At 72.4% G+C, this 23270-nt stretch carries 21 protein-coding genes and 1 pseudogene; 16 read left to right on the top strand and 6 right to left on the bottom strand.

Annotated features, from left to right (window positions below; translation table 11 throughout):
- Nucleotide 1: 1 nt before the first annotated feature.
- The 12 genes from IE239_RS36065 (at nucleotide 2) to IE239_RS36010 (ending at nucleotide 12965) form a co-directional block, all read left to right on the top strand.
- Nucleotides 2-1249 carry an O-antigen ligase family protein gene (locus tag IE239_RS36065; RefSeq protein WP_190153705.1) on the top strand — a complete coding sequence of 416 codons (1248 nt, stop codon included), beginning with the start codon at nucleotides 2-4 and terminating at the stop codon, nucleotides 1247-1249.
- Nucleotides 1250-1251: 2 nt separating this feature from the next.
- Nucleotides 1252-2502: a glycosyltransferase gene (locus tag IE239_RS36060; protein WP_190153704.1), complete on the top strand. Its 1251-nt coding sequence runs from the start codon at nucleotides 1252-1254 to the stop codon at nucleotides 2500-2502.
- Nucleotides 2499-3734, top strand: coding sequence for a class I SAM-dependent methyltransferase (locus tag IE239_RS36055; RefSeq protein ID WP_190153703.1), 1236 nt, complete (start codon nucleotides 2499-2501; stop codon nucleotides 3732-3734). Before IE239_RS36060 ends, IE239_RS36055 begins: the two co-directional genes overlap by 4 nt.
- A complete protein-coding gene (locus IE239_RS36050) occupies nucleotides 3731-4540 on the top strand; it encodes a glycosyltransferase family protein (RefSeq protein ID WP_190153702.1) in 810 nt (269 codons plus the stop codon). Before IE239_RS36055 ends, IE239_RS36050 begins: the two co-directional genes overlap by 4 nt.
- Nucleotides 4537-5184, top strand: coding sequence for a PIG-L deacetylase family protein (locus IE239_RS36045; protein WP_190153701.1), 648 nt, complete (start codon nucleotides 4537-4539; stop codon nucleotides 5182-5184). The genes IE239_RS36050 and IE239_RS36045 overlap by 4 nt, the downstream gene beginning before the upstream one ends.
- Nucleotides 5185-5187: 3 nt before the next feature.
- Nucleotides 5188-6213, top strand: a complete 1026-nt coding sequence (locus tag IE239_RS36040) for an NAD-dependent epimerase/dehydratase family protein (protein ID WP_190153700.1) — start codon at nucleotides 5188-5190, stop codon at nucleotides 6211-6213.
- Nucleotides 6210-7484: a DUF4910 domain-containing protein gene (locus IE239_RS36035; protein WP_190153699.1), complete on the top strand. Its 1275-nt coding sequence runs from the start codon at nucleotides 6210-6212 to the stop codon at nucleotides 7482-7484. The genes IE239_RS36040 and IE239_RS36035 overlap by 4 nt, the downstream gene beginning before the upstream one ends.
- A gap of 5 nt (nucleotides 7485-7489) precedes the next feature.
- Nucleotides 7490-8788, top strand: a complete 1299-nt coding sequence (locus IE239_RS36030; protein ID WP_190153698.1) for an MATE family efflux transporter — start codon at nucleotides 7490-7492, stop codon at nucleotides 8786-8788.
- The gene (locus IE239_RS36025) at nucleotides 8785-9732 is read left to right on the top strand and encodes a glycosyltransferase family 2 protein (RefSeq protein WP_190153697.1); all 948 of its coding nucleotides are present in this window, start codon (nucleotides 8785-8787) and stop codon (nucleotides 9730-9732) included. The genes IE239_RS36030 and IE239_RS36025 overlap by 4 nt, the downstream gene beginning before the upstream one ends.
- The gene (locus IE239_RS36020; protein WP_190153696.1) at nucleotides 9729-10970 is read left to right on the top strand and encodes a polysaccharide pyruvyl transferase family protein; all 1242 of its coding nucleotides are present in this window, start codon (nucleotides 9729-9731) and stop codon (nucleotides 10968-10970) included. The genes IE239_RS36025 and IE239_RS36020 overlap by 4 nt, the downstream gene beginning before the upstream one ends.
- Nucleotides 10971-10981: 11 nt before the next feature.
- Nucleotides 10982-11527: a dTDP-4-dehydrorhamnose 3,5-epimerase gene (rfbC, locus tag IE239_RS36015; RefSeq protein ID WP_190153727.1), complete on the top strand. Its 546-nt coding sequence runs from the start codon at nucleotides 10982-10984 to the stop codon at nucleotides 11525-11527.
- A 73-nt stretch (nucleotides 11528-11600) separates the two neighbouring features.
- Nucleotides 11601-12965, top strand: coding sequence for a glutamate-1-semialdehyde 2,1-aminomutase (locus tag IE239_RS36010; protein ID WP_190153726.1), 1365 nt, complete (start codon nucleotides 11601-11603; stop codon nucleotides 12963-12965).
- Between the two features lie 108 nt (nucleotides 12966-13073).
- On the opposite strand, the gene IE239_RS36005 is transcribed toward IE239_RS36010, so the two are convergent.
- Nucleotides 13074-13772 carry a phosphatase PAP2 family protein gene (locus tag IE239_RS36005; RefSeq protein ID WP_190153695.1) on the bottom strand — a complete coding sequence of 233 codons (699 nt, stop codon included), beginning with the start codon at nucleotides 13770-13772 and terminating at the stop codon, nucleotides 13074-13076.
- A 413-nt stretch (nucleotides 13773-14185) separates the two neighbouring features.
- Between IE239_RS36005 and IE239_RS36000 the strand changes: the two genes are divergently transcribed.
- The 3 genes and pseudogenes from IE239_RS36000 to IE239_RS35990 all read left to right on the top strand — a co-directional run.
- Complete coding sequence (locus IE239_RS36000) at nucleotides 14186-16963, top strand: AAA family ATPase (protein WP_229878586.1); 2778 nt, start codon at nucleotides 14186-14188, stop codon at nucleotides 16961-16963.
- A 208-nt stretch (nucleotides 16964-17171) separates the two neighbouring features.
- Nucleotides 17172-18101 (top strand): alpha/beta hydrolase, encoded by a 930-nt coding sequence (locus IE239_RS35995; protein WP_229878585.1) that lies wholly within the window; start codon nucleotides 17172-17174, stop codon nucleotides 18099-18101.
- A gap of 75 nt (nucleotides 18102-18176) precedes the next feature.
- A pseudogene (locus tag IE239_RS35990) lies at nucleotides 18177-18815 on the top strand (transposase); the annotation flags it as partial.
- Between the two features lie 413 nt (nucleotides 18816-19228).
- Here the strand turns inward: IE239_RS35990 and IE239_RS35985 are convergent.
- From IE239_RS35985 to IE239_RS35965, 5 genes are all read right to left on the bottom strand, one after another.
- Entirely contained in the window at nucleotides 19229-19591 is a 363-nt protein-coding gene (locus tag IE239_RS35985) for a hypothetical protein (RefSeq protein ID WP_190153693.1), read from the bottom strand.
- Nucleotides 19592-20248: 657 nt separating this feature from the next.
- Nucleotides 20249-20575: a DUF1048 domain-containing protein gene (locus IE239_RS35980; protein ID WP_190153692.1), complete on the bottom strand. Its 327-nt coding sequence runs from the start codon at nucleotides 20573-20575 to the stop codon at nucleotides 20249-20251.
- 1 nt (nucleotide 20576) lies between these two features.
- On the bottom strand, nucleotides 20577-20933 hold the full coding sequence (locus IE239_RS35975; protein ID WP_190153691.1) for a DUF1048 domain-containing protein: 357 nt from the start codon (nucleotides 20931-20933) through the stop codon (nucleotides 20577-20579).
- Nucleotides 20930-21256 carry a PadR family transcriptional regulator gene (locus IE239_RS35970; protein WP_190153690.1) on the bottom strand — a complete coding sequence of 109 codons (327 nt, stop codon included), beginning with the start codon at nucleotides 21254-21256 and terminating at the stop codon, nucleotides 20930-20932. The genes IE239_RS35975 and IE239_RS35970 overlap by 4 nt, the downstream gene beginning before the upstream one ends.
- A 260-nt stretch (nucleotides 21257-21516) precedes the next feature.
- Nucleotides 21517-22032, bottom strand: a complete 516-nt coding sequence (locus tag IE239_RS35965) for a hypothetical protein (RefSeq protein WP_190153689.1) — start codon at nucleotides 22030-22032, stop codon at nucleotides 21517-21519.
- Between the two features lie 340 nt (nucleotides 22033-22372).
- Here IE239_RS35965 and IE239_RS35960 point away from each other — a divergent pair, with 340 nt between their 5' ends.
- Entirely contained in the window at nucleotides 22373-23197 is an 825-nt protein-coding gene (locus IE239_RS35960) for a helix-turn-helix transcriptional regulator (protein WP_190153688.1), read from the top strand.
- Nucleotides 23198-23270 lie beyond the last annotated feature (73 nt).

Genomic DNA, 23270 nt, shown 5'->3' with positions numbered 1-23270 from the left:
GATGAGGTCCGCGGACACCGCCGCAGACCGCACGGCGAAGATCGTCGGGGCGGTCTGGGGGCTGCTCGTCCTCAACACCCTCGGCTCCGCCGGGGCCGTGACCATCGTCCCGCTGCCCCGCTCCCTCATCCAGATGGTCACCATGGGCTCGCTGGTCGCCGCGTTCGCGCTGGCGCTCCTGGCCAACCCCCGGGTGCGTGTCCGGGCCAGCGCCTACGTGTTCCTGCTGACCCTGCTGCTGGTGCCGAGCCTGATCTCCAGCGTGGACCAGGGGGCCGGGCTCGGCGCGCTGTTCCGCTGCACCCGGCTCGCTCTCTTCGTCGGCACGCTGTGGCTGCTCAGCCGCTGGTGGGACGGCGGCACGACGTTCGTCCGGCACCACATCCGGATGTACTTCGCGGTGCTCGGGTCGGTGGCGGCCGGCCTGGTCATCTCGCCGGGCGCCGCCCTGCCCGACCTCTACGGCGGGCGGCTGGTGGGCGCGCTGTGGCCGCTCACCCCGCCGCAGATCGGCCAGTACGCCGCGGTGATCACCGGGCTCACCGTGCTGCTCCTCCTGGGCCGCCGGACCGACCGGACGGGCGCGGCGGTGATCATCGTGCCCTCCCTGGCGCTGCTCGCGCTGACCCACACCCGGACGGCCACCCTCGGCCTGATCATCGCGCTGGGGCTGGCGATCGCCTCCCTCGTCCTGACCAGCGGCGCCGCACGCCGGGTCTTCTCCTGGGCGGTGCTGTGCGCCGCGGTGGCCGCGGTGGGGTTCAGCTCCGCGCTCCAGGCGTGGTTCCTGCGCGGGCAGAGCCAGGAGAACTTCGCGAGCCTGACCGGCCGGGCCAAGGTCTGGAACGCCCTGCTGGCGGCGCCCCGGACGACCTCCCAGCACCTGTTCGGCACGGGCCTGGGCGACAAGTCGTTCGGCGGCCTGCCGATCGACAACAGCTGGCTGGCCGTCTACAACGAGCAGGGCGTGACCGGCATCGCCCTGGTGGCGGCGATCATCATCGTGCTGGGCGGCGTCGCGCTGCTGCGGCCGCCGTCGCTGTCGAGGGCCTGCGCGATCTTCCTGATCAGCTACTGCGCGATCGCCTCGTACACCGAGGCCGGGCTGGGCGACGCCTCGCCGTATCTGCTGCACCTGGCCGTGGCCGCCTCGCTGCTCGCGGCGCCGGCCGAACCCGTTCCCGCGTCGACGCCCGCAGCCCGTCGACGCCCCGTCCCGCGCTGGGCCCGCACATCGGAGGCGACCTGAGCATGCCCGACCTTCACGTAATGGTGGTGCACAACCGCTATGCCTCGAAGCAGCCGAGCGGGGAGAACAAGGTAGTCGACCAGGAGGTGGCGCTGCTGCGCGAGGCCGGCCACCGCGTCGGGCTGTTCGAGCGGCGCAGCGACGACATCGCCGCCCGGTCCCTGCCGGGCAAGGCGGCGGTGCCGCTGCTGGTGCCGTGGAACCCGGCCGTCCGTGCGGAACTCGCCGCACGGCTGCGCGCCGAGCGGCCGGACGTGGTGCACGTCCACAACGTCTTCCCGCTCCTGTCGCCCGCGGTGCTGGCCGCGTGCGCCGACGCAGGCGTGCCCGCCGTCGCCACGCTGCACAACTACACCCAGGTCTGCCCGCCGGGCACGCTGCAGCGCGACGGCCGGCCGTGCACCGAGTGCGTCGGGTCCACGCCGCTGCCCGCCGTCCGGCACGGCTGCTACCGCAACTCCCGGCTGGCGACGGTGCCGCTCGCGGTCGGCCTGGCGGTCAACCGGCGGCGGTGGTGGTCAGGCGTGGAGCGGTTCTTCTGCATCTCCGCGGCGCAGCGCGACGTCCTGGTGCGGTCCGGCATGCCGGCCGAGCGGCTGGCGGTCAAGCACAACTTCGTCCCGGAGCCGGGCGTCCGGCGCACGGGCCCCGGCGAGCACGTGCTCTTCCTCGGCCGGCTCGCGGAGGCCAAGGGGGTGCGGCTGCTCATGGCCGCGTGGGACGAGCTCACCGCCGGGGGCGGTGTGGGCGTGCCGCTGGTGATCGCCGGCACGGGGCCGCTGGAGCGGGAGGTGACCGCCTGGGCGGCGGGACGGGACGACGTGCGCCATGTCGGTCTGTACGACACGACGCAATGCCGCGAGGCCGTCGCGCGGTCGGTCGCCGTGGTGGCTCCCTCGACGTGGCTGGAGGCGTTCGGCCTGGTGGTCGTGGAGGCGATGGCGGCCGGGGTGCCGGTCGTCGCCGCCGGTCACGGCGCCTTCGTCGAACTCGTCGAGGACGGGGTGTCCGGTCTGCTGCACCGGCCGGGCGAGGCCGCCTCGCTCGCGTCGGGTCTGCGCCGGATCACCGCGGATCCGGCGCGCAACCGGGAGATGGGACAGGCGGCCCGGCGCCGGTACGAGCAGGGCTTCAGCCCGGCTGTCGGGCTGGAGCGCCTGGTGGAGGGGTACCGCACCGCGATCGCGGGTCGGTCAGCACTGGCTCGCGGCGGGGACACCCGCGCGAGCAGGGGGGATGGGGACAGCACATGACACGATGCCGACTCTGCGGCTCGGAAGCGATGGCGAGCGTCGTCGATCTCGGGGCGACGCCGCCGTGTGAGAGCTTTCTCGCCGCGGACCAACTGGACCTGCCCGAGCCGGCGTACCCGCTGCATCTGCGGGTCTGCACCGACTGCTGGCTCGCGCAGATCCCCCCGTTGATCACGCCGGAGGAGACGTTCACGCAGTACGCGTACTTCTCCTCCTACTCGACCTCCTGGGTGGAGCACGCGCGGGTCTTCGTCGACGACGCCGTACGGAGGCTGGGGCTGGGCGCGGACGCCTTCGTCGTCGAGGTGGCGAGCAACGACGGGTACCTGCTGAAGCATGTGAGGGACCGCGGGATCCGCTGTCTCGGCGTCGAACCGTCGGTGAACGTCGGCGCGGCGGCGCGGGAGGCGGGCGTGCCCACGCTCACGGCGTTCCTCGACCCGGCCACCGGCGCGGGCGTGCGCGCCGAGCACGGTCCGGCGGACCTGGTCGTCGCGAACAACGTGTACGCGCACATCCCCGACGTGGTCGGCTTCACCCGGGGGCTGCGCGCCCTGGTCGCCGACGACGGCTGGGTCTCGATAGAGGTGCAGCACCTGCTGACCCTGATCGAGGAGAACCAGTACGACACGATCTACCACGAGCACTTCCAGTACTACACGGTCGCCTCCGCGATCCGTGCGCTGGAGAGCGGCGGGCTCGCGCTGGTGGACGTCGAGCTGCTGCCCACGCACGGCGGCTCGATCCGGCTGTGGGCCCGGCCGGCCGAAGCGGCCGGCGAGCCGTCCCGGCGGGTGGGCGACGTGCTGGACCGGGAGAAGGCCGCCGGGCTCCAGGAACTGTCGGGGTACACCGAGTTCTCCGCGCGGGTGGCCAAGGTGCGCCGGGACCTGCTGCGGTTCCTCGTCGAGGCGGCCGAGCGCGGCGAGACGGTCGTCGGCTACGGCGCCCCCGGCAAGGGCAACACCCTGCTCAACCACTGCGGCATCCGGCCCGACCTGCTGCCGTACACGGTCGACCGCAACCCCTACAAGCACGGCAGGTACACCCCGGGCACCCGCATCCCGATCCTGCCGCCCGAGCGGATAGCCGCCGACAAGCCGGACTACGTCCTCGTCCTCCCGTGGAACCTGCGGGCCGAGCTCGTCGAGCAGCTGTCCTTCGTGCACGACTGGGGAGGCCGACTCGTGTTTCCCATACCGGAACTGAGCATCGTCGAGGTCACGTCATGAAGGTAGTGCTGTTCTGCGGCGGTTACGGGATGCGCATGCGCAGCGGAGCCTCCGACGATGTGCCCAAGCCGATGGCGATGGTCGGTCCGCGACCGCTGATCTGGCACGTCATGCGCTACTACGCGCACTTCGGGCACACGGAGTTCATCCTGTGCCTCGGGTACGGGGCCCATCACATCAAGGACTTCTTCCTCAACTACGAGGAGACGACGTCCAACGACTTCGTGCTGCGTCACGGGCGGACCGAGCTGCTCTCCACGGACATCGCCTCCTGGACGATCACGTTCGTCCAGACCGGCGTGGAGTCGCCGATCGGCGAGCGGCTGCGCCGGGTGCGGCACCACCTGGACGGCGACGAGATGTTCCTCGCCAACTACGCCGACGTCCTCACCGACGCCCCGCTGCCGGAGATGATCGACCGGTTCGCCCGGCGTGACGCCGGCGCGTCGATGATGGTGGTGCCGCCGCAGTCCTCGTTCCACTGCGTGGACCTGGGCGACGACGGTCTGGTGGGCGGCATCACCGCGGTGAGCGACATGCCGCTGTGGGAGAACGGCGGCTATTTCGTGCTCCGCCAGGAGATCTTCGACCACATCCCGGAGAACGGGGACCTGGTCGCCGACGGTTGCGCCCAACTGGCCAAGCGGGGGCGGCTGGTGGCGCACCAGCACCGCGGCTTCTGGAAGCCCACCGACACCGTGAAGGAGCGGGCGGCGCTCGACGAGGCCTACGCCCGGGGCGACCGCCCGTGGGCCGTGTGGGAACGGGTCGGCGCGGGACAGGACGCCGGAACGAGGACCGCGTGATACGGCTCGGGGCCGGGCGGCCCGACCGGGTCGTCGCGGTGGGCGCGCACTGCGACGACATCGCCATCGGCGCGGGCGGCACGCTGCTGACGCTGTGCCTGGCGCGGCCGGGCGTCCGCGTCGACGCGCTGGTGCTCTCCGGCGGCGGCGGCGAGCGCGAGCAGGAGGAGCGGGCCGCGCTCGCCGCGTTCTGCCCGGGCGCCGACCTGCGGCTGACGGTGCACAAGCTGCCGGACGGACGGCTGCCCGCACACTGGGAGGAGGCCAAGGCCGCGGTCGAGGAGCTGCGCGAGCGGACCGAGCCCGACCTCGTCCTCGCCCCCCGCGCCGACGACGCGCACCAGGACCACCGCGGCCTGGCGCAGCTGATGCCCACCGCGTTCCGCGACCACCTGGTCCTCGGCTACGAGATCGTCAAGTGGGACGGCGATCTCGGCCGGCCGACCGCGTACCAGCCGCTGTCGGACGAGGTCGCCGAACGGAAGGTGCGGCTGCTGCAGGAGCACTACCCCTCGCAGCGGCACCGGCCCTGGTACGACCGGGAGGCCTTCCTCGGGCTGGCCCGGATCCGCGGTATCGAATGCCACGAGCGCTATGCCGAGGCGTTCGCCGTCACCAAACTCACGCTCAACCTGGGGGGTTGAACCATGCGCGTACTGCTGACCGGACATCAGGGCTACCTGGGAACCGTGATGGCCCCGGTCCTCGCGGCCGCAGGGCACGAGGTCGTGGGCCTCGACGCCGGCCTGTTCGCCGACTGCGTCCTCGGCCCGGCGCCCGCCGACCCGCCGGGGCGCCGGGTGGACCTGCGCGACGTCACGGCCGACCACGTGGCCGGGGTGGACGCCGTGATCCACCTGGCCGCGCTGTCCAACGACCCGCTGGGGTCGCTGGCGCCCGAACTCACCTACGACATCAACCATCACGCGTCCGTGCGGCTGGCCCGGCTGGCCCGCGACGCCGGAGTGCAGCGCTTCCTGTACGCCTCGACGTGCTCGGTCTACGGCGCCGCCGGCGGTGACGCGCTCGTCGCCGAGGACGCCCCGCTGCGCCCGGTGACGCCCTACGCGGAGTCCAAGGTGCGGGTGGAGGACGACCTGCACGCGCTCGCCGACGGCGACTTCAGCCCGGTGTACATGCGCAACGCCACCGCCTTCGGGTTCTCGCCGCGGCTGCGCGCCGACATCGTGCTGAACAACCTGGTGGGGCACGCCCTGCTGTCCGGCGAGGTCCTCGTGCTGTCCGACGGCACGCCCTGGCGGCCGCTGGTGCACGCCGCCGACATCGCCCGGGCCTTCGCGGCCGCTCTGGTCGCGCCGCGCGAGGCGGTGCACGACCGGGCGTTCAACATCGGCAGCGAGGTCAACAACGTCACCGTCGCCGAGATCGCCGGGCAGGTCGCCGAGGCGGTGCCCGGATCCGAGGTGGTGATCACCGGGGAGAACGGGGCCGATCCGCGGTCGTACCGGGTGGACTTCTCCCGGTTCCGGGCCGCCGTGCCCGGCTTCGACTGCGAGTGGACGGTGAAGCGGGGCGCGCTCGAACTCGCCGACGCCTACCGGGCGCACGGGCTGACCCGGGAGGCCTTCGAGCGGCGCTTCACCCGGCTGGCCGTGCTGCGCGCGGCGTCCGACGCCGGCACGGTCGACGACACCCTGCGGTGGCGCCGATGACCACGCCCGGCGAGGAGATGCACGCGCTGGTGGAGCGGTTGTACCCGCTGTGCCGGAGCATCACCGGCGACGGGGTGCGCGCCACCCTGGACATCGTCGGCGAGTACGTCCCGCTGCGGGTGCACGAGGTGCCGACCGGCACCCAGGTGCTCGACTGGACGGTGCCGCAGGAGTGGAACATCCGGGACGCGTACATCGCCGACGGCTCCGGCCGCCGGGTCGTCGACTTCGCCGCGTCCAGCCTGCACGTGCTCGGCTACAGCGTGCCGGTGTCGGCGAGGATGCCGCTGGCCCAGCTGCGCGAGCACCTGCACACCCTGCCCGAGCACCCGTCCTGGGTGCCGTACCGCACCAGCTACTACAAGCCGGAGTGGGGGTTCTGCCTGTCCCAGGAGACCCTGGACGCGATGCCGGACGGCGAGTACGAGGTGTGCGTCGACTCCACGCTCGCCGACGGTCACCTCACGTACGCCGAGCACGTGGTCCCCGGGCAGGTCGCCGACGAGGTGATCGTCTCCTGCCACGTCTGCCACCCGTCGCTGGCCAACGACAACCTGGCCGGCATCGCGGTGGCCGTGTTCCTCGCACGGGCGCTGGCGGAGCGGACGCCGTACTACACCTACCGGTTCCTCTTCGCGCCCGGCACCATCGGGGCGATCACCTGGCTGGCCCGCAACGCGGAACGGGTGGAACGGGTCGCACACGGCCTGGTGCTGGCCTGCGCCGGCGACCCGGGCCGGCTGACGTACAAGCAGAGCAGGCGCGGCGACGCGGAGATCGACCGGGTGCTGGCCCATGTGCTGACCGCCTCCGGACGCCCGCACCACATCACCGAGTTCACCCCGTACGGCTACGACGAGCGGCAGTTCTGCTCCCCCGGGTTCGACCTCGGCGTGGGCTCGCTCAGCCGGACCCCGTACGCCGGCTACCCCGAATACCACACCTCGGCGGACAACCCGGACTTCGTCTCGCCCGAGGCGATGGCGGACACCCTCGCCGTCTGCCGTGAGGCGTTCGCCGTCCTCGACCGCAACCGGCGGTACGTCAACCTCAGCCCCTACGGCGAGCCGCAGCTGGGCCGGCGCGGGCTGTACGACTCGCTCGGCGGCCGCAGCGACGCGAAGCAGGCCCAGATGGCCATGCTCTGGGTGCTCAGCCTCTCCGACGGCGAGCACACGCTGCTGGACGTGGCCGAGCGGTCCGGGCTGCCGTTCGACACCGTCGCCGCCGCCGCCGACGCCCTGCGCGACGCCGAGCTGATCAAGGCGTGAAGCCGGTGACCACCGCGGGGGAGGATCCGCAGACGACGGCGCCGCCGGCCGGATCGGCCCGGCGGGCCCTCCTCGGCCGGCTGTCCTGGGGGCTGGCCGACCAGGCGGCCTCCAGCATGTCCAACTTCGCGGTGGGCATCTATGTGGCCCGCTCGCTGGGGGTGACCGCGTTCGGCGTGTTCAGCCTGGCCTGGGTGACCTACGGCGTCGTGCTGAACGTCTCCCGCGGGCTGGCCACCGACCCGCTCGTGGTGCGCTTCAGCGGCGTGCCGGAGACGTCCTGGCGCGGGGCGGTGGCCCGGTCGTCGGGCACCGCGCTCGGCGTCGGCGCCGCCCTCGGCGCGGCGTGTCTGGTCGTCGGCCTCGCGCTCGGCGGCCGGGTGGGGCCCGCCTTCGCCTGCCTCGGCGTCATGCTGCCGGGGCTGCTGCTGCAGGACGCCTGGCGGTTCTCGTTCTTCGCCGCCGGCGCCGGGCGGAAGGCGTTCGTCAACGATCTGGTGTGGGGCGTCGCGCTCGTCCCGGCCATGGTCGTGGCGGCCCGCGTGGGCACCGTGGCGGCATTCGTGCTGGCCTGGGGCGCGTCCGCCGCGGTGGCCGCCGCGTACGGCTGCCTCCAGTCCGGCATCCGGCCCCGGCCGGCCGGGGCGGCCGGCTGGCTCCGCGAGCAGCGCGACCTCGGCTACCGGTACCTGGTCGAGAACGTCAGCCTCAGCGGCGCGAGCCAGCTGCGGGCGTACGGGCTCGGCGCGCTCGTCGGCGTCGGTGCGGTGGGTGCGGTGCGGGGCGCCGAGCTGCTGCTGGGCCCGTTCCTCGCCGTGCTGATGGGGCTGTCCCTGGTCACCGTCCCGGAGGCGGCACGGGTACTGCGGCGGGCCCCGCACCGCCTGGGCACGTTCTGCCTCCTGCTCGGCGGCGGACAGGCCGCCGGCGCGCTGTGCTGGGGCGGGGCGCTGCTGCTGATGCCGGACCGGCTCGGCGAGCTCGTGCTCGGCGAAGTCTGGCACTCCGCCGCGCAGCTCATCGTGCCGATCACCCTCGGCGTCGCGGGCGCGGGCCTCGGCACCGGCGCGGCGGCCGGGCTGCGCGCGCTCGGCGCGGCCCGGCGCAGCCTGCGCTCCCAGCTGTTCGCCTCCGCCGGCTACGTCAGCGGCGGACTCGGCGGGGCGCTCCTGGCCGGCACGGTCGGCTCGGCCTGGGGCGTCGCCGCCGCGACCGTCAGCGCCTCGGCCGTGTGGTGGCTGCAGCTGCGGTCCGCCCTGGGCGAGCGCCACCTTCCCGACGTTCCCGAAGTGAGGACCCCATGACCGACCGTCCCAGGCTGAGCATCGGCCTGCCCGTGTACAACGGCGAGGAGTACCTGGCCGAGTCGTTCGAGGCGCTGCTCGGCCAGACCTACGAGGACTTCGAGCTGATCGTCTCCGACAACGCCTCGACCGACGGGACCCAGGACGTCTGCCGCCGGTACGCCGCGAAGGACTCGCGCATCCGGTACCTGCGGCTGCCCCGGAACATCGGCGCAACGCCGAACCACAACCATGTCCTCGCCGAGTCCCGCGGCGAGCTGTTCAAGTGGGCCTCGCACGACGACCTGTACGGCCGGGACCTGCTGAAGCGCTGCGTGGAAGCGCTGGACGAGCGGCCCGACATCATCCTGGCGCACAGCGGCCAGGCGGTCGTCGACGGCGACGGCCGGGTGAAGGTCCCCTACGACTACACCCTCGCCACCGACTCGCCGCACGCGCCGGAGCGCTTCCGCAGCCTGCTGTTCGAGCCCGGCGGCGACGACTTCTACGGGGTGATGCGGACCGACGTGCTGCGCCGGGTGAAGCCGATGGACAGCTACCACCACGCGGACCGCACCTACGTAGCCGAGATCACCCTGCACGGCCCCTTCCACCAGGTGCCGGAGCTGCTGTACTTCCGCCGCGACCACCCTCACCGCGCCGAGCGGGCCAACCCGGGCAAGCGCTCGCGGTGCGTCAACCTGGACCCGCGCAGGGCGGGCCCGCTGCACCCGACGCCCCGGCTGCTCGCCGAGTACGTCTGGGGCTTCGTCTCGGCGATCCGGCGGGCGCCGCTGTCCCCGGCGGACCGGCGCGCGTGCTACCGCCACCTGGCCGCGTGGATGGCCAGCCGGGTGCGGCCGGGCGCCGGCGAGCGGGTCGAGGACCGCGCCCCGGTCGACCCCGCCCGGCTCGACGTCAGCGTCGACGCGCTGGTCGCAGGCCGGGAGGGGAGGCGGGCATGACGGCGGCGGACGCGAGGAACGCGGCTGCGGTGCGCGTCGGGGTGTTCGGCCTGCTCGGCTCCGGCAACCTCGGCAACGACGGGTCGCTGGAGGCCGTGCTCGGCTACCTCCGCGCCGAGCAGCCGGAGGCGGTCGTGGACGCGCTGTGCGGCGGGCCCGAGGCCGTCACGGCCCGGTACGGGATCCCCGCGACGCGGCTGCACTGGTATCGCGGGGAGTACCGGACCGCCTCGCGTACGGGCGCGATCGCGGCGAAGGGTCTGGGCAAGCTCGTCGACCCGTTCCGCACCGCCGCCTGGGTGCGCCGGCACGACGTGGTGATCGTGCCGGGCATGGGCGTCCTGGAGGCCACGCTGCCGCTGCGGCCGTGGGGCTTCCCGTACTCGCTGTTCCTGCTCTGCGCGACCGGCCGGCTCTTCGGCGTCAAAGTCGCGCTGGTCGGCGTCGGCGCCGCCGCGATCGGCAACCGGGCGACCCGCACCCTGGTGCGCTGGTCGGCGCGGCTGGCCGCCTACCGGTCGTACCGGGACGCCCCGTCCCGCGACGCGCTGCGCGCGATGGGCGTGGACACCGCGCACGACGACGTCCACCCGGACCTCGCGTTCGCCCTGCCGGCGCCGCCGGCGAGCGCGCCCCCGGGCCCGCCGCGCCGGGTCTGCGTGGGCGTCATGGCCTTCCACGGCGGCGACGACGACCGCGCGCGGGCCGAGGAGATCCACCGGCGCTACCTCGAGGGCACGATCCGGTTCGTCCGCGCGCTGGCCGAGGACGGCAGGCCGGTCCGGCTGCTCACCGGCGACACGTGCGACGCGCCGGTGGTCGCCGCGATCCTCGACGCGGTGGACTCGCCGCTGGTCACGGCCGCCGAGACGGCCTCGCTGGCCGACCTGATGCGGGAGACGGCGGCCGCCGACACCGTGGTGGCGACCCGGTACCACAACCTGATCTGCGCGCTGAAGGCCGGCACGCCGACCCTCGCGGTCAGCTACGCGGCGAAGAGCGAGGCGCTCATGGCCGAGATGGGGCTGGGCGCGTTCTGCCATCCCGCCCGCGAGGTCGACGCCGACCGGCTGCTGGAGCAGTTCCGGGCGCTGGAGACCAGGTCGGCGGAACTGCGGCGCACACTCGCCGAGCGGAACCTGATCGCCGCCGGGCGCCTGGACCGGCAGTTCTCCGCCCTGACGGCGGCCCTGTTCCCCACGACCGACCACGCCCATGCCCTGCGGGAGACTCCATGAACGCGCCCGGAATGCAAGCGACCGAAGTCCCGGCGATCGCCGGCGCGTACCTGTTCGAGCCGACGCCGTACGCCGACGAACGCGGCTTCTTCTGCCGCACCTTCGACGCCGACGTGGTCCGCTCGGTGGGCCTCGACCCGGACGCCTTCGTCCAGGACAGCCTGTCCCGCTCGGTCCTGGGCGTGCTGCGCGGCCTGCATCTGCGCTCGGGCGCCGGCGAGGCCAAGCTGGTGCGGTGCTCCTACGGGAGGATCTTCGACGTCGTCGTGGACCTGCGCCCGGACTCGCCGACCTACCGCAACCTGGCCACCTTCGAGCTGTCGGACGCGACGCAGCGGACCCTGTACGTCCCGGCGGGCTGCGCGCACGGCTTCCAGGCGCTGACCGGCACCGCCGACGTCTCGTACCGGATCGACCGCCGGCACGACCCGGCCGAGGACGTGACGATCGCCTTCGACGACCCGGAGCTCGCCGTTCCCTGGCCGCTGCCGGTCAGCTCGATGTCCCAGCGGGACCGGGAGGCGCCGAGCCTCGCCGAGGTCCTGAAGCAACAGTAGAAAGTTGAGGTCGGTGGAAACCGCAGACACCGCAGACACCCTTGGCACGACAGACACCACAGACACCGCAGACATCCTTGGGACCGCAGGCACGCCAGACACGGCAGACACCGCAGACACGGCAGAGCTCCTCCTCCCCCGGTCGCGTCGGGCGAACGAACGCCTGCACGCCCTGGTCCCGGGGGGCGCGCACACCTACGCCAAGGGCGACGACCAGTACCCCGAGAACCTCGCCCCGGTCATCAGCCACGGCCGCGGCGCCCATGTGTGGGACGTCGACGGCAACCGGTACGTCGAGTACGGCTCCGGCCTGCGGTCGGTCAGCCTGGGCCACGCCCACCCGCGCGTGACCGAGGCGGTACGACGCGAACTCGACCGCGGCGCCAACTTCGTCCGGCCGTCGATCGTGGAGGTCGAAGCCGCGGAACGCTTCCTGGCCACGGTGCCCACCGCCGAGATGGTGAAGTTCGCGAAGAACGGCTCCGACGCCACCACCGCCGCGGTACGCCTCGCCCGCGCCGCCACCGGGCGCCCGCGGGTGGCCCTCTGCGCCGACCACCCCTTCTTCTCCACCGACGACTGGTTCATCGGCACCACGCCGATGTCGGCGGGCATTCCGGCGGCCACCACCGACCTCACCGTGGCGTTCCCCTACGGCGACCTGGCCGCCACGGAGCAGCTGCTCACCCGGTACCGGGGCGAGGTCGCCTGCCTGATCCTCGAACCCGCCACCCACACCGAGCCGCCGCCCGGCTACCTCGCCGGCCTGCGCGAACTGGCCGACCGCCACGGCTGCGTACTGGTCTTCGACGAGATGATCACCGGTCTGCGCTGGTCCGAGGCGGGCGCCCAGGGCCTGTACGGCGTCGTCCCCGACCTCTCCACGTTCGGCAAGGCGCTGGGCAACGGATTCGCCGTCTCCGCGCTCGCCGGGCGCCGCGAACTGATGGAGCGGGGCGGGCTGCGCCACTCCGGCGAGCGGGTGTTCCTGCTCTCCACCACGCACGGCGCGGAGACGCACGCCCTGGCAGCCGCGATGGCGGTGCTCGACACCTACGTCGAAGAGGGCGTCACCGCGCGGCTGCACGCCCTCGGCGAGCGGCTGGCCGCCGGCGTCCGGGAGGCCGCGGCCGCCATGGGCGTCGGCGACCACGTCGTCGTCCGGGGCCGGGCCAGCAACCTGGTCTTCGCCACCCTCGACGAGAACCTGCGGCCGTCGCAGGAGTACCGCACCCTCTTCCTGCGCCGGCTCCTCACGGGCGGGGTGCTCGCCCCGTCGTTCGTGGTGAGCAGCGCGCTCACGGACGCCGACATCGATCACACCGTCGACGTCGTCGCCCAGGCGTGCGCGCTGTACCGCAAGGCGCTGGACGCCGGCGACCCCACCCCCTGGCTGGGCGGACGCCCGGTGAAGCCCGTCTTCCGCCGCCTGGTGTGAGGCGCGGTGCGGTGAGGTGCGGTGCGTCGGCGTGAGGCGCAGTGCCGACGTGCCGTGCCGACGCGCCGTGCCGCGCCGCGCCGTGCCGTGACGTGACGTGACGTGACGTCAGCGATCCTCGCGGGCGGCGCCGGCCGACCGGCGGGCGTCCCAGCGGGCGGCCGTTCCGTCGGCCGCCCGGTCGACCAGCCACGCGGTCGCCGGCACCGCCGCCAGCGCGGTGCACCAGCCGCCGAGGACATCGGTCGGGTAGTGCGCGCCCAAGGCCACCTGCGCCCAGCCCATGGCGGCGCCGGCGACCAGCGCCGCGCCGAGCACGAGGGAGGCGCCGGCCGTCCTGCCGAGGCCGAGCCGGCCGGTCGCGGGCAACGCCACCGCGAGGGCGAGCGCGGTGGCGAAGGCGGTGTGCCCGCTCGGGTAGGACAGGTTGCCGTCGCCGTGGATGGTGCGTTCCACCAGGTGCTTGAGCAGCGTCGCCACCCCCACGGCCGCACCGGCGCCGGCCACGGTGAGCACCGCCGCACGAGGATGGCGGAGCGACAGGGCGCCCGTCACGACGGCCGCGACCAGCAGCACCGACCCCAGGGGCTCCCCCAGGAAGTCCAGGGCCAGCGCGACGTGCCGCCACGGCGGACGCACGCTGTCCGCCGCCGGCGGGACGAGCCACCTGTCCACCCTGCCGGGCTCGCCGTCACCGGCGTAGAGGACCCCGAGCACGACGACCACCAGCGCCGCGAGGCCCGCGACCGCCCCGAGCCACCCGCGCGACGCCAGGGGCAGCGCCGGGTGCGCCGGCCGGCCGGTCATCGGCCCACCGCGCCCGGCCGGCCTGCGGTGCCGCGCCGTGCTGTGTCTCCCCTGCGCCGACTTCCCACCGACGAGCCCCCCGTCGTGTCCGACGTGGCCCACCCGGGACCCGCCTCCGCCTGCCCACCCTAACCAACGACGCGGTCGCGCCACCCGGCCGTCGGGATCCGTGTGCCGTGCCGTACGCCACAGCCGGCGTGCCGGGATCCGTCCCGGGGGCGGACAGCGCGGCCCGCCCGGAAAGGATGACAAGATGTGTGCCGGTTGCACCCGCACGTCGTGACGAGCGGGCGTATCTGCACATGAGGGCAAGTTCAAGGGAATCGTCATGGCCGAACCGTTCGGGGTCGCTCCCCACGCACCCTGCGCGTGCGTGGCGGCCGCGACCCGGCATGAGGACTAGGCGCGGCACCATGCGCTCGTTCCCACCGAAGGCCCCGCCCGTGGGCCGGCAGGCCGAGATCGCCCGCCTTCTGCAGAGCGTCGAGAGCCGCGGCGAACAGCGGATGCTGATCCTGCTCGGCGAGGCCGGCGCCGGCAAGTCGCGGCTGCTGGCGGTCGCCGACGAGTACGCCAGGGGCGGCGGAGCGCTCGTGCTCGCGTGCCAGGGCTCGGAGGCCGAGTCGCGGCAGTCCTTCGCGTCCCTGCACCAGTTGCTCCTCCCGGTGCTGCCCGAGGCCGCCACGCTGGCCGACCATCTGCGCAAGGCGCTCGAGACGGCGTTCGGCGTCGCCGCCGCGGAGGGACCGTCCGATCCCATGCTGCTGCGTGTCGCGGTGCTGACGCTGCTGACCGACGTCTCACGACGGCAGCGTGTCCTGCTGACGGTCGACGACGTCCAGCACTTCGACCGGGACTCCCTCGAAGTGCTCAGCTTCGTGATGCGCCGCCTCTCCGCCGCTGCCGCCGACGTGCACGTGCTGCTGGCGGCACGCGGGCAGACTCCCCCCGACGGGGTCGTGCAGACCCTGCCCACCATGCTGTTGGGGCCGCTGACCGAACGGGCCGCGGCCGAACTCGTGGACGCCCAGCCGCACGTCCCCACCGGCCGCACGCGGATCGAACTGCTGCGGCAGGCGGGCGGGAACCCGCTGGCGATCATCGAACTGTGCCGTGCGGCGGCGTCGGGCGGCGCGGGCGTGCTGCCCGGCGGCGGGCTGCCGCGGACCGAGCGCATCCAGGAGCTGTACGCCGCCCGCCTGCGCGACCTGCCGGAGGTGACGCAGCGGCTGATCCTCTATGCGGCGGCGTCGCAGTACGAGGACCTCGACACCGTCATGGCGGCCGCGGGCGCCGGACCGGACCTCTGGGCCTGGGCCTCGGCCGAGGAGGCCGGCCTCGTGACCGTCATGGACGGACGGATCGTCTTCCGCCACCCGCTGGCCCGCGCGGCCTCCTACCACGCGGCGCCGGCGTACCTCCGGCAGCAGGCGCACCGGGATCTGGCGGCCGCGCTCACCGCCGACCCGGCCCGGCGCGCGTGGCATCTGGCCGCCGCCTGCGTCGGTCACGACGAGTCCGTGGCGGCGGCCCTGGAGGACACCGCCGAACTCGCCGAACGGCTCGGCGGGTTCTTCGCGGCGGGCGAGGCCCTGCAGCGGTCCGCCGAGTGCAGCCCGGTGACCGCCGACCGGGCGCGGCGCTACGCGAAGGCGCTGCGCGCCGCCCAGAACGCCGGCGACCCCTCGTGGGTCGGCGAACTGTACGGCAGGATCACCGCGCTCACCGGGGACCGGGACCTGCTGGGCATGGCGGCCTGCGCCGCGGGCATGGCCCTGTCGCTGTTCGGTCGCCAGCGCGAGGGGTTCCAGGTGCTGATGAGCGCGCTGGAGCCGGATCCGCCGGGGGACGACATGACGGTGGTCGCTCTGGTCAGTGTGCTCGGCGCGGTCGCGTTCCAGTCGGGCCTGCCCGAGGTCGGACGCCCGATCACCGCGCTGGTGAACGAGGTGGGGGCCGGACACCGCGGCTCCTCCTACGCCGAGCTGAAGACGGCCGACGCCGCCGACTCGGTGCTCGCCGTGACCCGGTCCGTTGCCGACCCGAGCCTCGCCACGGAGTTGTTGCGGGGTGTCCGCCGTCGGCCGGGCTCACCGCAACCCCCGCTCGACATAGCCGAGATGACCCGGGGGATCGCCGTCAGCGGGCTGGCTTTCCTGGCCGACGAGTCCGACCTGTGCGTGGAGTCCTACCGCCGGATGCAACCCGTGCTCGACGCTTACGGCGCCTCGGGCTCCATGGCCAGCGTGCTCACGGTGACGGCCACGACGCTGATCGACACCGGACGGTGGGCGGAGGCCGACCGGCACCTGGAGATGACGGGGTCGCTGGCGGCGGTGCACAAGTGGCGGCATCTGCAGGTCGACGCCGAGGCGCTCCAGGCGACCCTGCGGGCTCTGCGCGGCGAGGCCGCGTCCATGCCGACGGACCAGGCGTGGACGGCGGTCGCGCTGCAGGAGAACCGCGCAACCCACGCACGCCTCCTGCGGGCAGCGGGCACTTCCGCCATGGCGGCGGGCGACTTCGACGCCGCGTTCCGTTCCTTCCGGTCCCTCTTCGACGAGGACGGCACCGCGATGCACTACTTCCTGTCCCCGCGGTCGGTCGCCGACCTCGCCGCGGCCGCCCAGCGGACGGGCCGTCAGGCGGAGGCGAAGCACGTCCTCGAAGCGGTGCGCGCTGCGACGGGGGAACGCCCGACGACCCGGATGACGCTGCTGATGCACCACGCCGCCGCGCTGGCCGGCGATCCGAAGGACGCCGAACACCACTTCCGGCTCGCCACGGTGAACCCGGTGGGCGATCAGTGGCCGCTGACCCGGGCGCAGGCGCGGCTCCACTACGCGCAGTGGCTGCGCAGACGCCGACGCCCGCTGGACGCCCGCCCGCTCCTGGCCACGGCGCTGGAGACGTTCACCCGGCTCGGCGCGTCCGGCTGGGCCGAGGAGGCCCGCGCCGAGCTGCGGGCGAGCGGGGTGGCCACCGCTCCCGCCCAGGCCGATCCGCTGGCGGAACTGACCGCCCAGCAGCGCCAGATCGTGAGGCTGGCGGCACGAGGGCTGCGCAACCGGGAGATCGCCGAGCAGTTGCTGCTCTCCCCGCGGACGGTCAGCTCCCACCTCTACAACGTGTATCCGAAACTGGGGGTCAGCAGCCGCAACCAGCTCCGCGACCTGTTCGACGATCTGTGACCCCACGGCGGACCAGCAGGACTGCTCCCCCGGTGCCACCGCGGTCGGCACGGACAGCGGAGGGCGGTGACCGTGTGACGGACGGCCGATCGCGACCAGGGATCGCGACCGGGATCGCGACGAGGGAAGGAGACGTGCGCCGTTGAGTTCCGAAGCCCCAGGGCCTCGCGGTGGGCCGCAGCGCCCTGCCGTCGTTCTCGATCCCCTCGTGCAGCGACTCGTCGACGCCTGCGCCGACCCGCCCTATCTGCATCAGCTGGGACCGGCCGACGGACGGCAGGCCCTGCTGGAGATCCAGGGTCACCCGGCCGAAGGCTTCGGCCCGCAGGCCGAGTTCCGGGTGGCGCCGGTGGGACCCCGCGGGCTCGTCGGCTTCTGGCTGTTCCGGCCGGCGCGGCCGACCGGCCCGCTCCCCGTCGTCGTGTACCTGCACGGCGGACGGTGGATGCTGGGTGACGCCCGGACCCACGCGCACCTGATGGAGGAACTGTCGGCCATGAGCGGCGCCGCGTTCGTGGTGCCCGAGTTCACCCGTGCCCCGGAGGCCCGGTACCCGGTCGCGCTGGAGGAGTCGTACGCGCTCCTGACCTCGGTGGTGGAGCAGGCCGAGGATCTCGGTCTGGACGGCCGCAGGGTCGCGCTGGCCGGCGACTGCACGGGCGCGACGATGGCCACGGCGCTCACGATGATGGCCAAGAAGCGGGGCGGCCCTCACATCCGCGCCCAGTTGCTGTACTACCCGATGACCGACCCGTACTCCGCCACCCCGTCGCGGGACGAGTTCGGTTCCGGCTACCTGCTGCCGAGTGAGGCTCTGGACTGGTACTGGGCTCAGTACACCGCCGACGCGTGCGCACTCGCCGAGCCGACCGCCTCGCCGATGCGAGCGACCGCGGCGGACCTCGCGGGGCTGCCTCCCGCCCTGATCGTGACGGCGGAGGCGGACGTCGTCCGGGACGAGGGCGAGCAGTACGCCCGGCTGCTGCGACAGGCCGGCGTCCCGGTGACCGCCGTCCGCTACCTGGGGACCGTTCACGATTTCGTGTCCCTGCAGGTTCTGCGGGACAGTCCGCCGACCGTGGCGGCGGTCGAACAGGGCGGCCACTTCCTCGGAAAGGTTCTCGCCGACCGGCGCTGACCGGCAGCTCGACGGACGTCGCGGACTCCGACGAAGCAACCTCCTCGGCTGCGGGCACAGGCACGGCTGCCGGCGGACCCAGAACGCGAGACCGAACTCGACCGGATCGAGCACGTGCTGGACCGCTTCCCGGACCGGGTCTTCGCCTTCGACGAGTTCGGCCCGCTCGGCATCCGTCCCACCGCGGGCTCCGGCTGGGCCGGACAGGGGCGTCCCGACAGGCTGCCCGCCACCTGTCACCGCACCCCTGGAGTGCGCTACTTCCATGGCTGCTACTCGGTCGGCGATGACACTCTGTGGGGCGTCGATCGCCGCAGAAAGGGTGCCGCCGACACGTCGGCCGCGCTGAAGTCGATCCGTGGCGCCCGCCCGGACGGTGCACCGATCTACGTGATCCTGGACAACCTGTCCGCCCACAAAGGCGCCGGCATCCGCCGCTGGGCGAAGAGGAACAAGGTCGAGCTGTGTTTCACCCCGGCCTACGCCTCGTGGGCGAACCCGGTCGAGGCTCGCTTCGGACCGCTGCGGCAGTTCGCCCTCGCCAACTCCAACCACCCCAACCACCCTGTGCAGACCCGGGCCCTGCACGCCTGGCTGCGCCGGCGCAACGACAGTGCCCGCCACCGCGACGTCCTGGCCGCCGAACGACGTGAACGCATCCGCAGCGAGAAAGGCACCCGCTGGGGCGGTCGGCCTCGGTCAGCGGCGGCCTGACCCGGCTGAGCGGTGAGTCATCGAGATCGCCTGGCAGCGTTTGCCCGATAGCGTTCCAGCGTCCCGATGGCCACTACTGAAGCAGCCATCAGACCAAGATAAAATGGCTCGGCGGGCTCTCGCTCCCAGACACGGAATCCGGCCGACAGGACAACGACCCCAAGTATCGCGACCTGTATCCATCTGATGGCCACGGCCTTCCTCTGGCCATGGCCGTCAACATCGTCGTCTCCTGCGCGCACCGCAGCTCCTCCACCTTCAGTTCGCCGACTGTACTGGCGTGCTGCCCAAGTGCGCCTCCGGCAGTCGACATATCGCCCGGGGTGTTCCCCGGATCCCGTCTGAAACGGCAGAAGCCATCAACGCGGCCAACCCGGTAAACCGTTCCGGTCAGAGCACTGGACGGCCCGTGATCAGACAGCGCGCAGTCGAGGGGGGTCAGGCTGCTCCGGCCCGACCTCCGCGACGACCTTGAGGGGAACGGAGGTCTCGGCGTCGGCAGTCTCCTCCGCCCTGCGGCGCAGCTTCGACTCAAGGCTGATCAGCCCGCTCTTGACGTGCGGCGCGACAGCCATCCCCAGCGCGACGCCCGTACCGAGGATCACCAGGGCCGTCTTGGTGCCGTCGAACAGCACGGCGTGCGTGACGAGCGTGTTGTCGTCGTCCCGCGCCAGCGGGCTCTCTCCGCCCGGAGTGCTCGACTTCGAGAAGTGTGTGTCGGAGGGGCGCCTCGTCAGCATCAGTTCCCAGATCCAGTCACCCCGGTTGAACTCCATGACGCAACTGTAGAGGCGACCAGGTACGCCGCGGTCCGGAATGCCAGGTTCCGCACTTTGGTCAACGGACTGGGATCCGAAGACCTTGACACCCTTTCAGTCGAGTTCCTCGGGTCCCCCAAGGGGGGTGTCTGTCGGGAACCTTTGTGCCCCTGGCTCTCTACTTCTGAACGAGGCCATAGACGGCCCGCTGAGGATCGACTTTGACGATGACTCCGTCCGCGCACAGGTCGCGCAGGATCTGCCGCATTGCCTGGCGCCGCGAACGGCGGTGATCTCGCAGGGGTTGTCATTTCCCTGAGGGAGGCTCGAATTGCCGGGCGAGGCGGTCGAGTTCGTCGTCCGGCAGTTACAGGTGCCCGCATCCGAGCTGGACGCGCACGAGTGGAGCGGCCGGACGGTCGAGTGCCACCGCGCGCAGATCCGCGGGCACCTGGGCTTTCGTGAGTCACCCCGCCGACCTGCGCGGCCTGACCCCGCGGTTCTGGTCCCACGTCCGGCCCTCCGGTGACGTGAACCTCGACATGGACACCCGCCTCGATCTCACCGCGGCAACCGTTCCGCGTCCCCGCGCCGCGGACAGCGAGCCCGCCCGTTCCGCCGTGGAGGGCATGAACCTGTTCCGCTACAGGCCTGGGGCCGGTGGGGCGGCGGGCGTCACTTCTCGTCCGGGCCGGGTTCCGCGCTGATGGACGCCTGGTAGACATCCGCGCAGGTAGGGGAGTCCTCGACCAGGCCGTCGCAGAACGCGGCGACGTCGGTGCCGATGAGTTCCAAGACGCCCTTGCCTGCGGCGACGCCCTCCTCGAAGAAGTCGACGATCCCGGGGAGCAGGGACCCGTCGGACAGGCTGATCGGTCCGACCTTGAACAGGTACCTCTGCATCTCCTTGTAGACGATCTGGTAGTCCGGCGGGAGAGCCTTGACCCGAGCCGCGTGCGCCCGCCACTGTTTCTTGCCTTCGACGATGTCCTGGATGCTCACGTCAGCCTCCCAGCCGGCTCAGTTTCCTTGCGACGTTCCTGTTCAACTGCTCGCGCCACCGGTCGCGATAGGTTCGGGCCCCTGCTCCACCGGCAAGCGCGGTGCAGAAGCCTGGGATGTCCTCGCCGAGCACCTCGTGGACGCTCTGCCCGTCCGCCGCCGCCACTTCGAGCAGCCCCAGAGCGGCGTCGAGGATCGGCATCAGGTTGCGGCCGGTGAAGTCCCCGTAGGGGAAGAGGTGGGCGATGATCTGTCCCCACGCCGCCCGGTGGTCGTCCGGCAGGGCCTCGGCCCGGGCTTCGAACGCCTTCCATTCCCTGGTGAGATCGCTGCCTGTGGCCTTCTCCCAGAAGTTCATCTCCCGCCCTCCTTGAGCCTGTCGATGCATGATGAGAGGTACTGCCATTTCGCCCAGAACTTCGCGAGTTCCTCGCGTCCGGCGTCGTTGAGCGCGTAGAACTTGCGAGGCGGACCGACCCCGGACGGTCGTTTCGTCACCTGGACGAGCCCGTTCCTCTCCAGCCGCAGCAAGATGGTGTACACCGTCCCCTCGATGACGTCGGCGAAGCCGAGCTCGTTCAGCCGGCGGGTGATGGCGTACCCGTAGGTTTCCTCGCTGCCGATGATTTCGAGCACGCACCCTTCGAGCGTGCCCTTCAACATCTCCGTCAGGTCGTCCATCGCCGTGCTCCTCGCCCCTCCCCTGCCAGTACTGCGTGATACCGAGTACTACTATACGGTATCACCGAGTAGTGGAGGGCGGCACTATCTCCGACAGAAGTGGACCCGGGATCGGCCGGCGTCCCGGCGCAAGGCTCGCCGCGGGAACCGAAAGGGCTTCAGAGGAAACTCGCGGGCCTTTTGTCCCGATATTTCAGGCAGGAACGACGGAGTAATGGTCACTATGCGTCGATAAGTCGCCCCGGGTAGGGCTTGTTTCGTCAGTCGGCCGTGAGGTTGCTCGGTTCCTCCCCGCGATACGGGATCCACCGGTATCCGGGCTGGAACGCTTCGTAGTCGGCGCTCGGGTCGAGTTCGGCATACAGCTTTTCGCAGAGCACGAGCCCGTGGATGCTGCCGTCGCTCAGTTCGTCCGACCACTCGCTTCCGAGCTCGGCGGGGTCCAGGAGTGATTCCGGATCCCAGCCGACCTTGGCGGCGACATATCCGCGGAACTGAGCGAGCAGTTCGTAGAGTTGGTGCCCCAGTTCGGTCAGCTCCGCTGCGGTGAGCTGGAACCTGGGGAGGCTGCCGTCCAGAACACAACCCCAGCTGACGGCCACGGGCAGGATCGAGAGCTCGATGTATGAGCCCGCCTTCGCCAGCATCGGCCGGTGGAGAGGGATGCGGTGGGCGCCCGCGCGAAGCACCCATTGACCGGGGTCGATGCGGGCGGCAGCCTCTGCCGCCTCGGCGTCGTCGCCGAAGTTCACCACGAGCTCGAAACAGATCGCCACGGTTCTTGCGCCTCCCCGGCCCCACGGCCTCACTCAGCCCGCGTTTGCGTCGTACGTTCGACAAGGATCCCATTCTCGAACCTGGCGCCCGCACGGACCAGCGGCACAAGGTCAGATCCGGTGATCGCCCGCCGACGGGCACAGGTAGGGCGGTAGGGCTGCCGCCGGAGAAGGACCGTCACTTTACTGATGCGTCCGAGGCGGGGCGCTTGCGAGGGTGAGGGTGTGAGGCCGCCTTCGGCGGCAGGTCCCGTACAGCCCGCGACGGCTCGGTACCGCGTTCCCGGGACCGGACGGGGAGCGTGCACGATACGACTTCGTTCGCGGCGAGGAGAACGACATGACCCGGCCGATCACATCGTCCAGGCCGAGAACACCGGAGCGGGAAGTATCGGAAACGCTCCCGGAAGACGACTCCGGCCCCTTCGTGGGCCTGCCCTGGCCCGCCGGAGGCGACGACAGACATCTGTACCTGGGCGTCAACCCGTCCGACCGGACGCTGCCCCTGCATCCGGGCTCCGTCCATGTGCTGGGCCCGGGCGACCTCATCGTCCTCGGCACGGTGCCGCCCGACTGTCGACTCGCCGAGGAGCTGGCGTTCTTCCGAGTGCCGTGTTTCCTCCTCGACGTGCCGGAGGAGGCGTTGAGGCGGGATGCCCTGATCAAGGTCGGCGACCGGGCCGGATCGGCCGCACTCGTCTCCCCGTTTCTGTCGGCCGTAGCGAAGGCGCCCTGGGCCCGGGACTCGGCGGTCGGCAGACGACTCGCCCTGAACACCGCCGACCTGGTCTCACTGCTGCTGAGCGAGGGGCAGGAGAACAGCGCCGGCGACCTCGGCGATCCAGGTCGTGACCTGCTGGCCCGCGTCCAGACGCATATCCAGGAGAACCTCGGGGACAGCAGCATGTCACCGGAGTCGATAGCCCGGGCGCACCACATTTCCGTGCGGTACCTCCACAAACTCTTCCAGGCCCACGGCACGACCGTCGGTGCGTGGATCAGACAGCGCCGGCTTGCCGCCTGCCGCCTCGAACTCCGCCGACGCCGCCGGAGCGTGGCCGTGGTGGCCCAGTCCTGCGGTTTCACCAGCCCCTCCCATTTCAGCCGCCTCTTCCGCCAGACCTACGGCCTGTCCCCGAGGCAGTGGCAGAACTCCGTGCTGTGACCAGTCGTTCGCGGCGGGCCGTGCCGTGTGCGCCGCACGGCGTCCACCCCGTCCCGGCCGCGCCCTGCGGGGT

It is taken from the genome of Streptomyces humidus, from assembly GCF_014649655.1.
Classification (GTDB): Bacteria; Actinomycetota; Actinomycetes; order Streptomycetales; family Streptomycetaceae; genus Streptomyces; species Streptomyces humidus.
The sequence above is the reverse complement of the archived record's forward strand: the minus strand, read 5'-3'. Positions and strand labels throughout refer to the sequence as shown.

Bases quoted from the DNA above. Each gene is read 5' to 3' on its own strand.
- IE239_RS35970 (WP_190153690.1), bottom strand. From the start codon at position 21,256: ATGGACGACCTGACGGAGATGTTGAAGGGCACGCTCGAAGGGTGCGTG.
- IE239_RS35960 (WP_190153688.1), top strand. From the start codon at position 22,373: ATGACCCGGCCGATCACATCGTCCAGGCCGAGAACACCGGAGCGGGAA.
- IE239_RS36050 (WP_190153702.1), top strand. From the start codon at position 3,731: ATGAAGGTAGTGCTGTTCTGCGGCGGTTACGGGATGCGCATGCGCAGC.
- IE239_RS36040 (WP_190153700.1), top strand. From the start codon at position 5,188: ATGCGCGTACTGCTGACCGGACATCAGGGCTACCTGGGAACCGTGATG.
- rfbC (WP_190153727.1), top strand. From the start codon at position 10,982: ATGCAAGCGACCGAAGTCCCGGCGATCGCCGGCGCGTACCTGTTCGAG.
- IE239_RS36060 (WP_190153704.1), top strand. From the start codon at position 1,252: ATGCCCGACCTTCACGTAATGGTGGTGCACAACCGCTATGCCTCGAAG.
- IE239_RS36055 (WP_190153703.1), top strand. From the start codon at position 2,499: ATGACACGATGCCGACTCTGCGGCTCGGAAGCGATGGCGAGCGTCGTC.
- IE239_RS36020 (WP_190153696.1), top strand. From the start codon at position 9,729: ATGACGGCGGCGGACGCGAGGAACGCGGCTGCGGTGCGCGTCGGGGTG.
- IE239_RS36035 (WP_190153699.1), top strand. From the start codon at position 6,210: ATGACCACGCCCGGCGAGGAGATGCACGCGCTGGTGGAGCGGTTGTAC.
- IE239_RS35985 (WP_190153693.1), bottom strand. From the start codon at position 19,591: ATGGAGTTCAACCGGGGTGACTGGATCTGGGAACTGATGCTGACGAGG.
- IE239_RS36065 (WP_190153705.1), top strand. From the start codon at position 2: ATGAGGTCCGCGGACACCGCCGCAGACCGCACGGCGAAGATCGTCGGG.
- IE239_RS36000 (WP_229878586.1), top strand. From the start codon at position 14,186: ATGCGCTCGTTCCCACCGAAGGCCCCGCCCGTGGGCCGGCAGGCCGAG.
- IE239_RS36025 (WP_190153697.1), top strand. From the start codon at position 8,785: ATGACCGACCGTCCCAGGCTGAGCATCGGCCTGCCCGTGTACAACGGC.
- IE239_RS36005 (WP_190153695.1), bottom strand. From the start codon at position 13,772: ATGACCGGCCGGCCGGCGCACCCGGCGCTGCCCCTGGCGTCGCGCGGG.
- IE239_RS35975 (WP_190153691.1), bottom strand. From the start codon at position 20,933: ATGAACTTCTGGGAGAAGGCCACAGGCAGCGATCTCACCAGGGAATGG.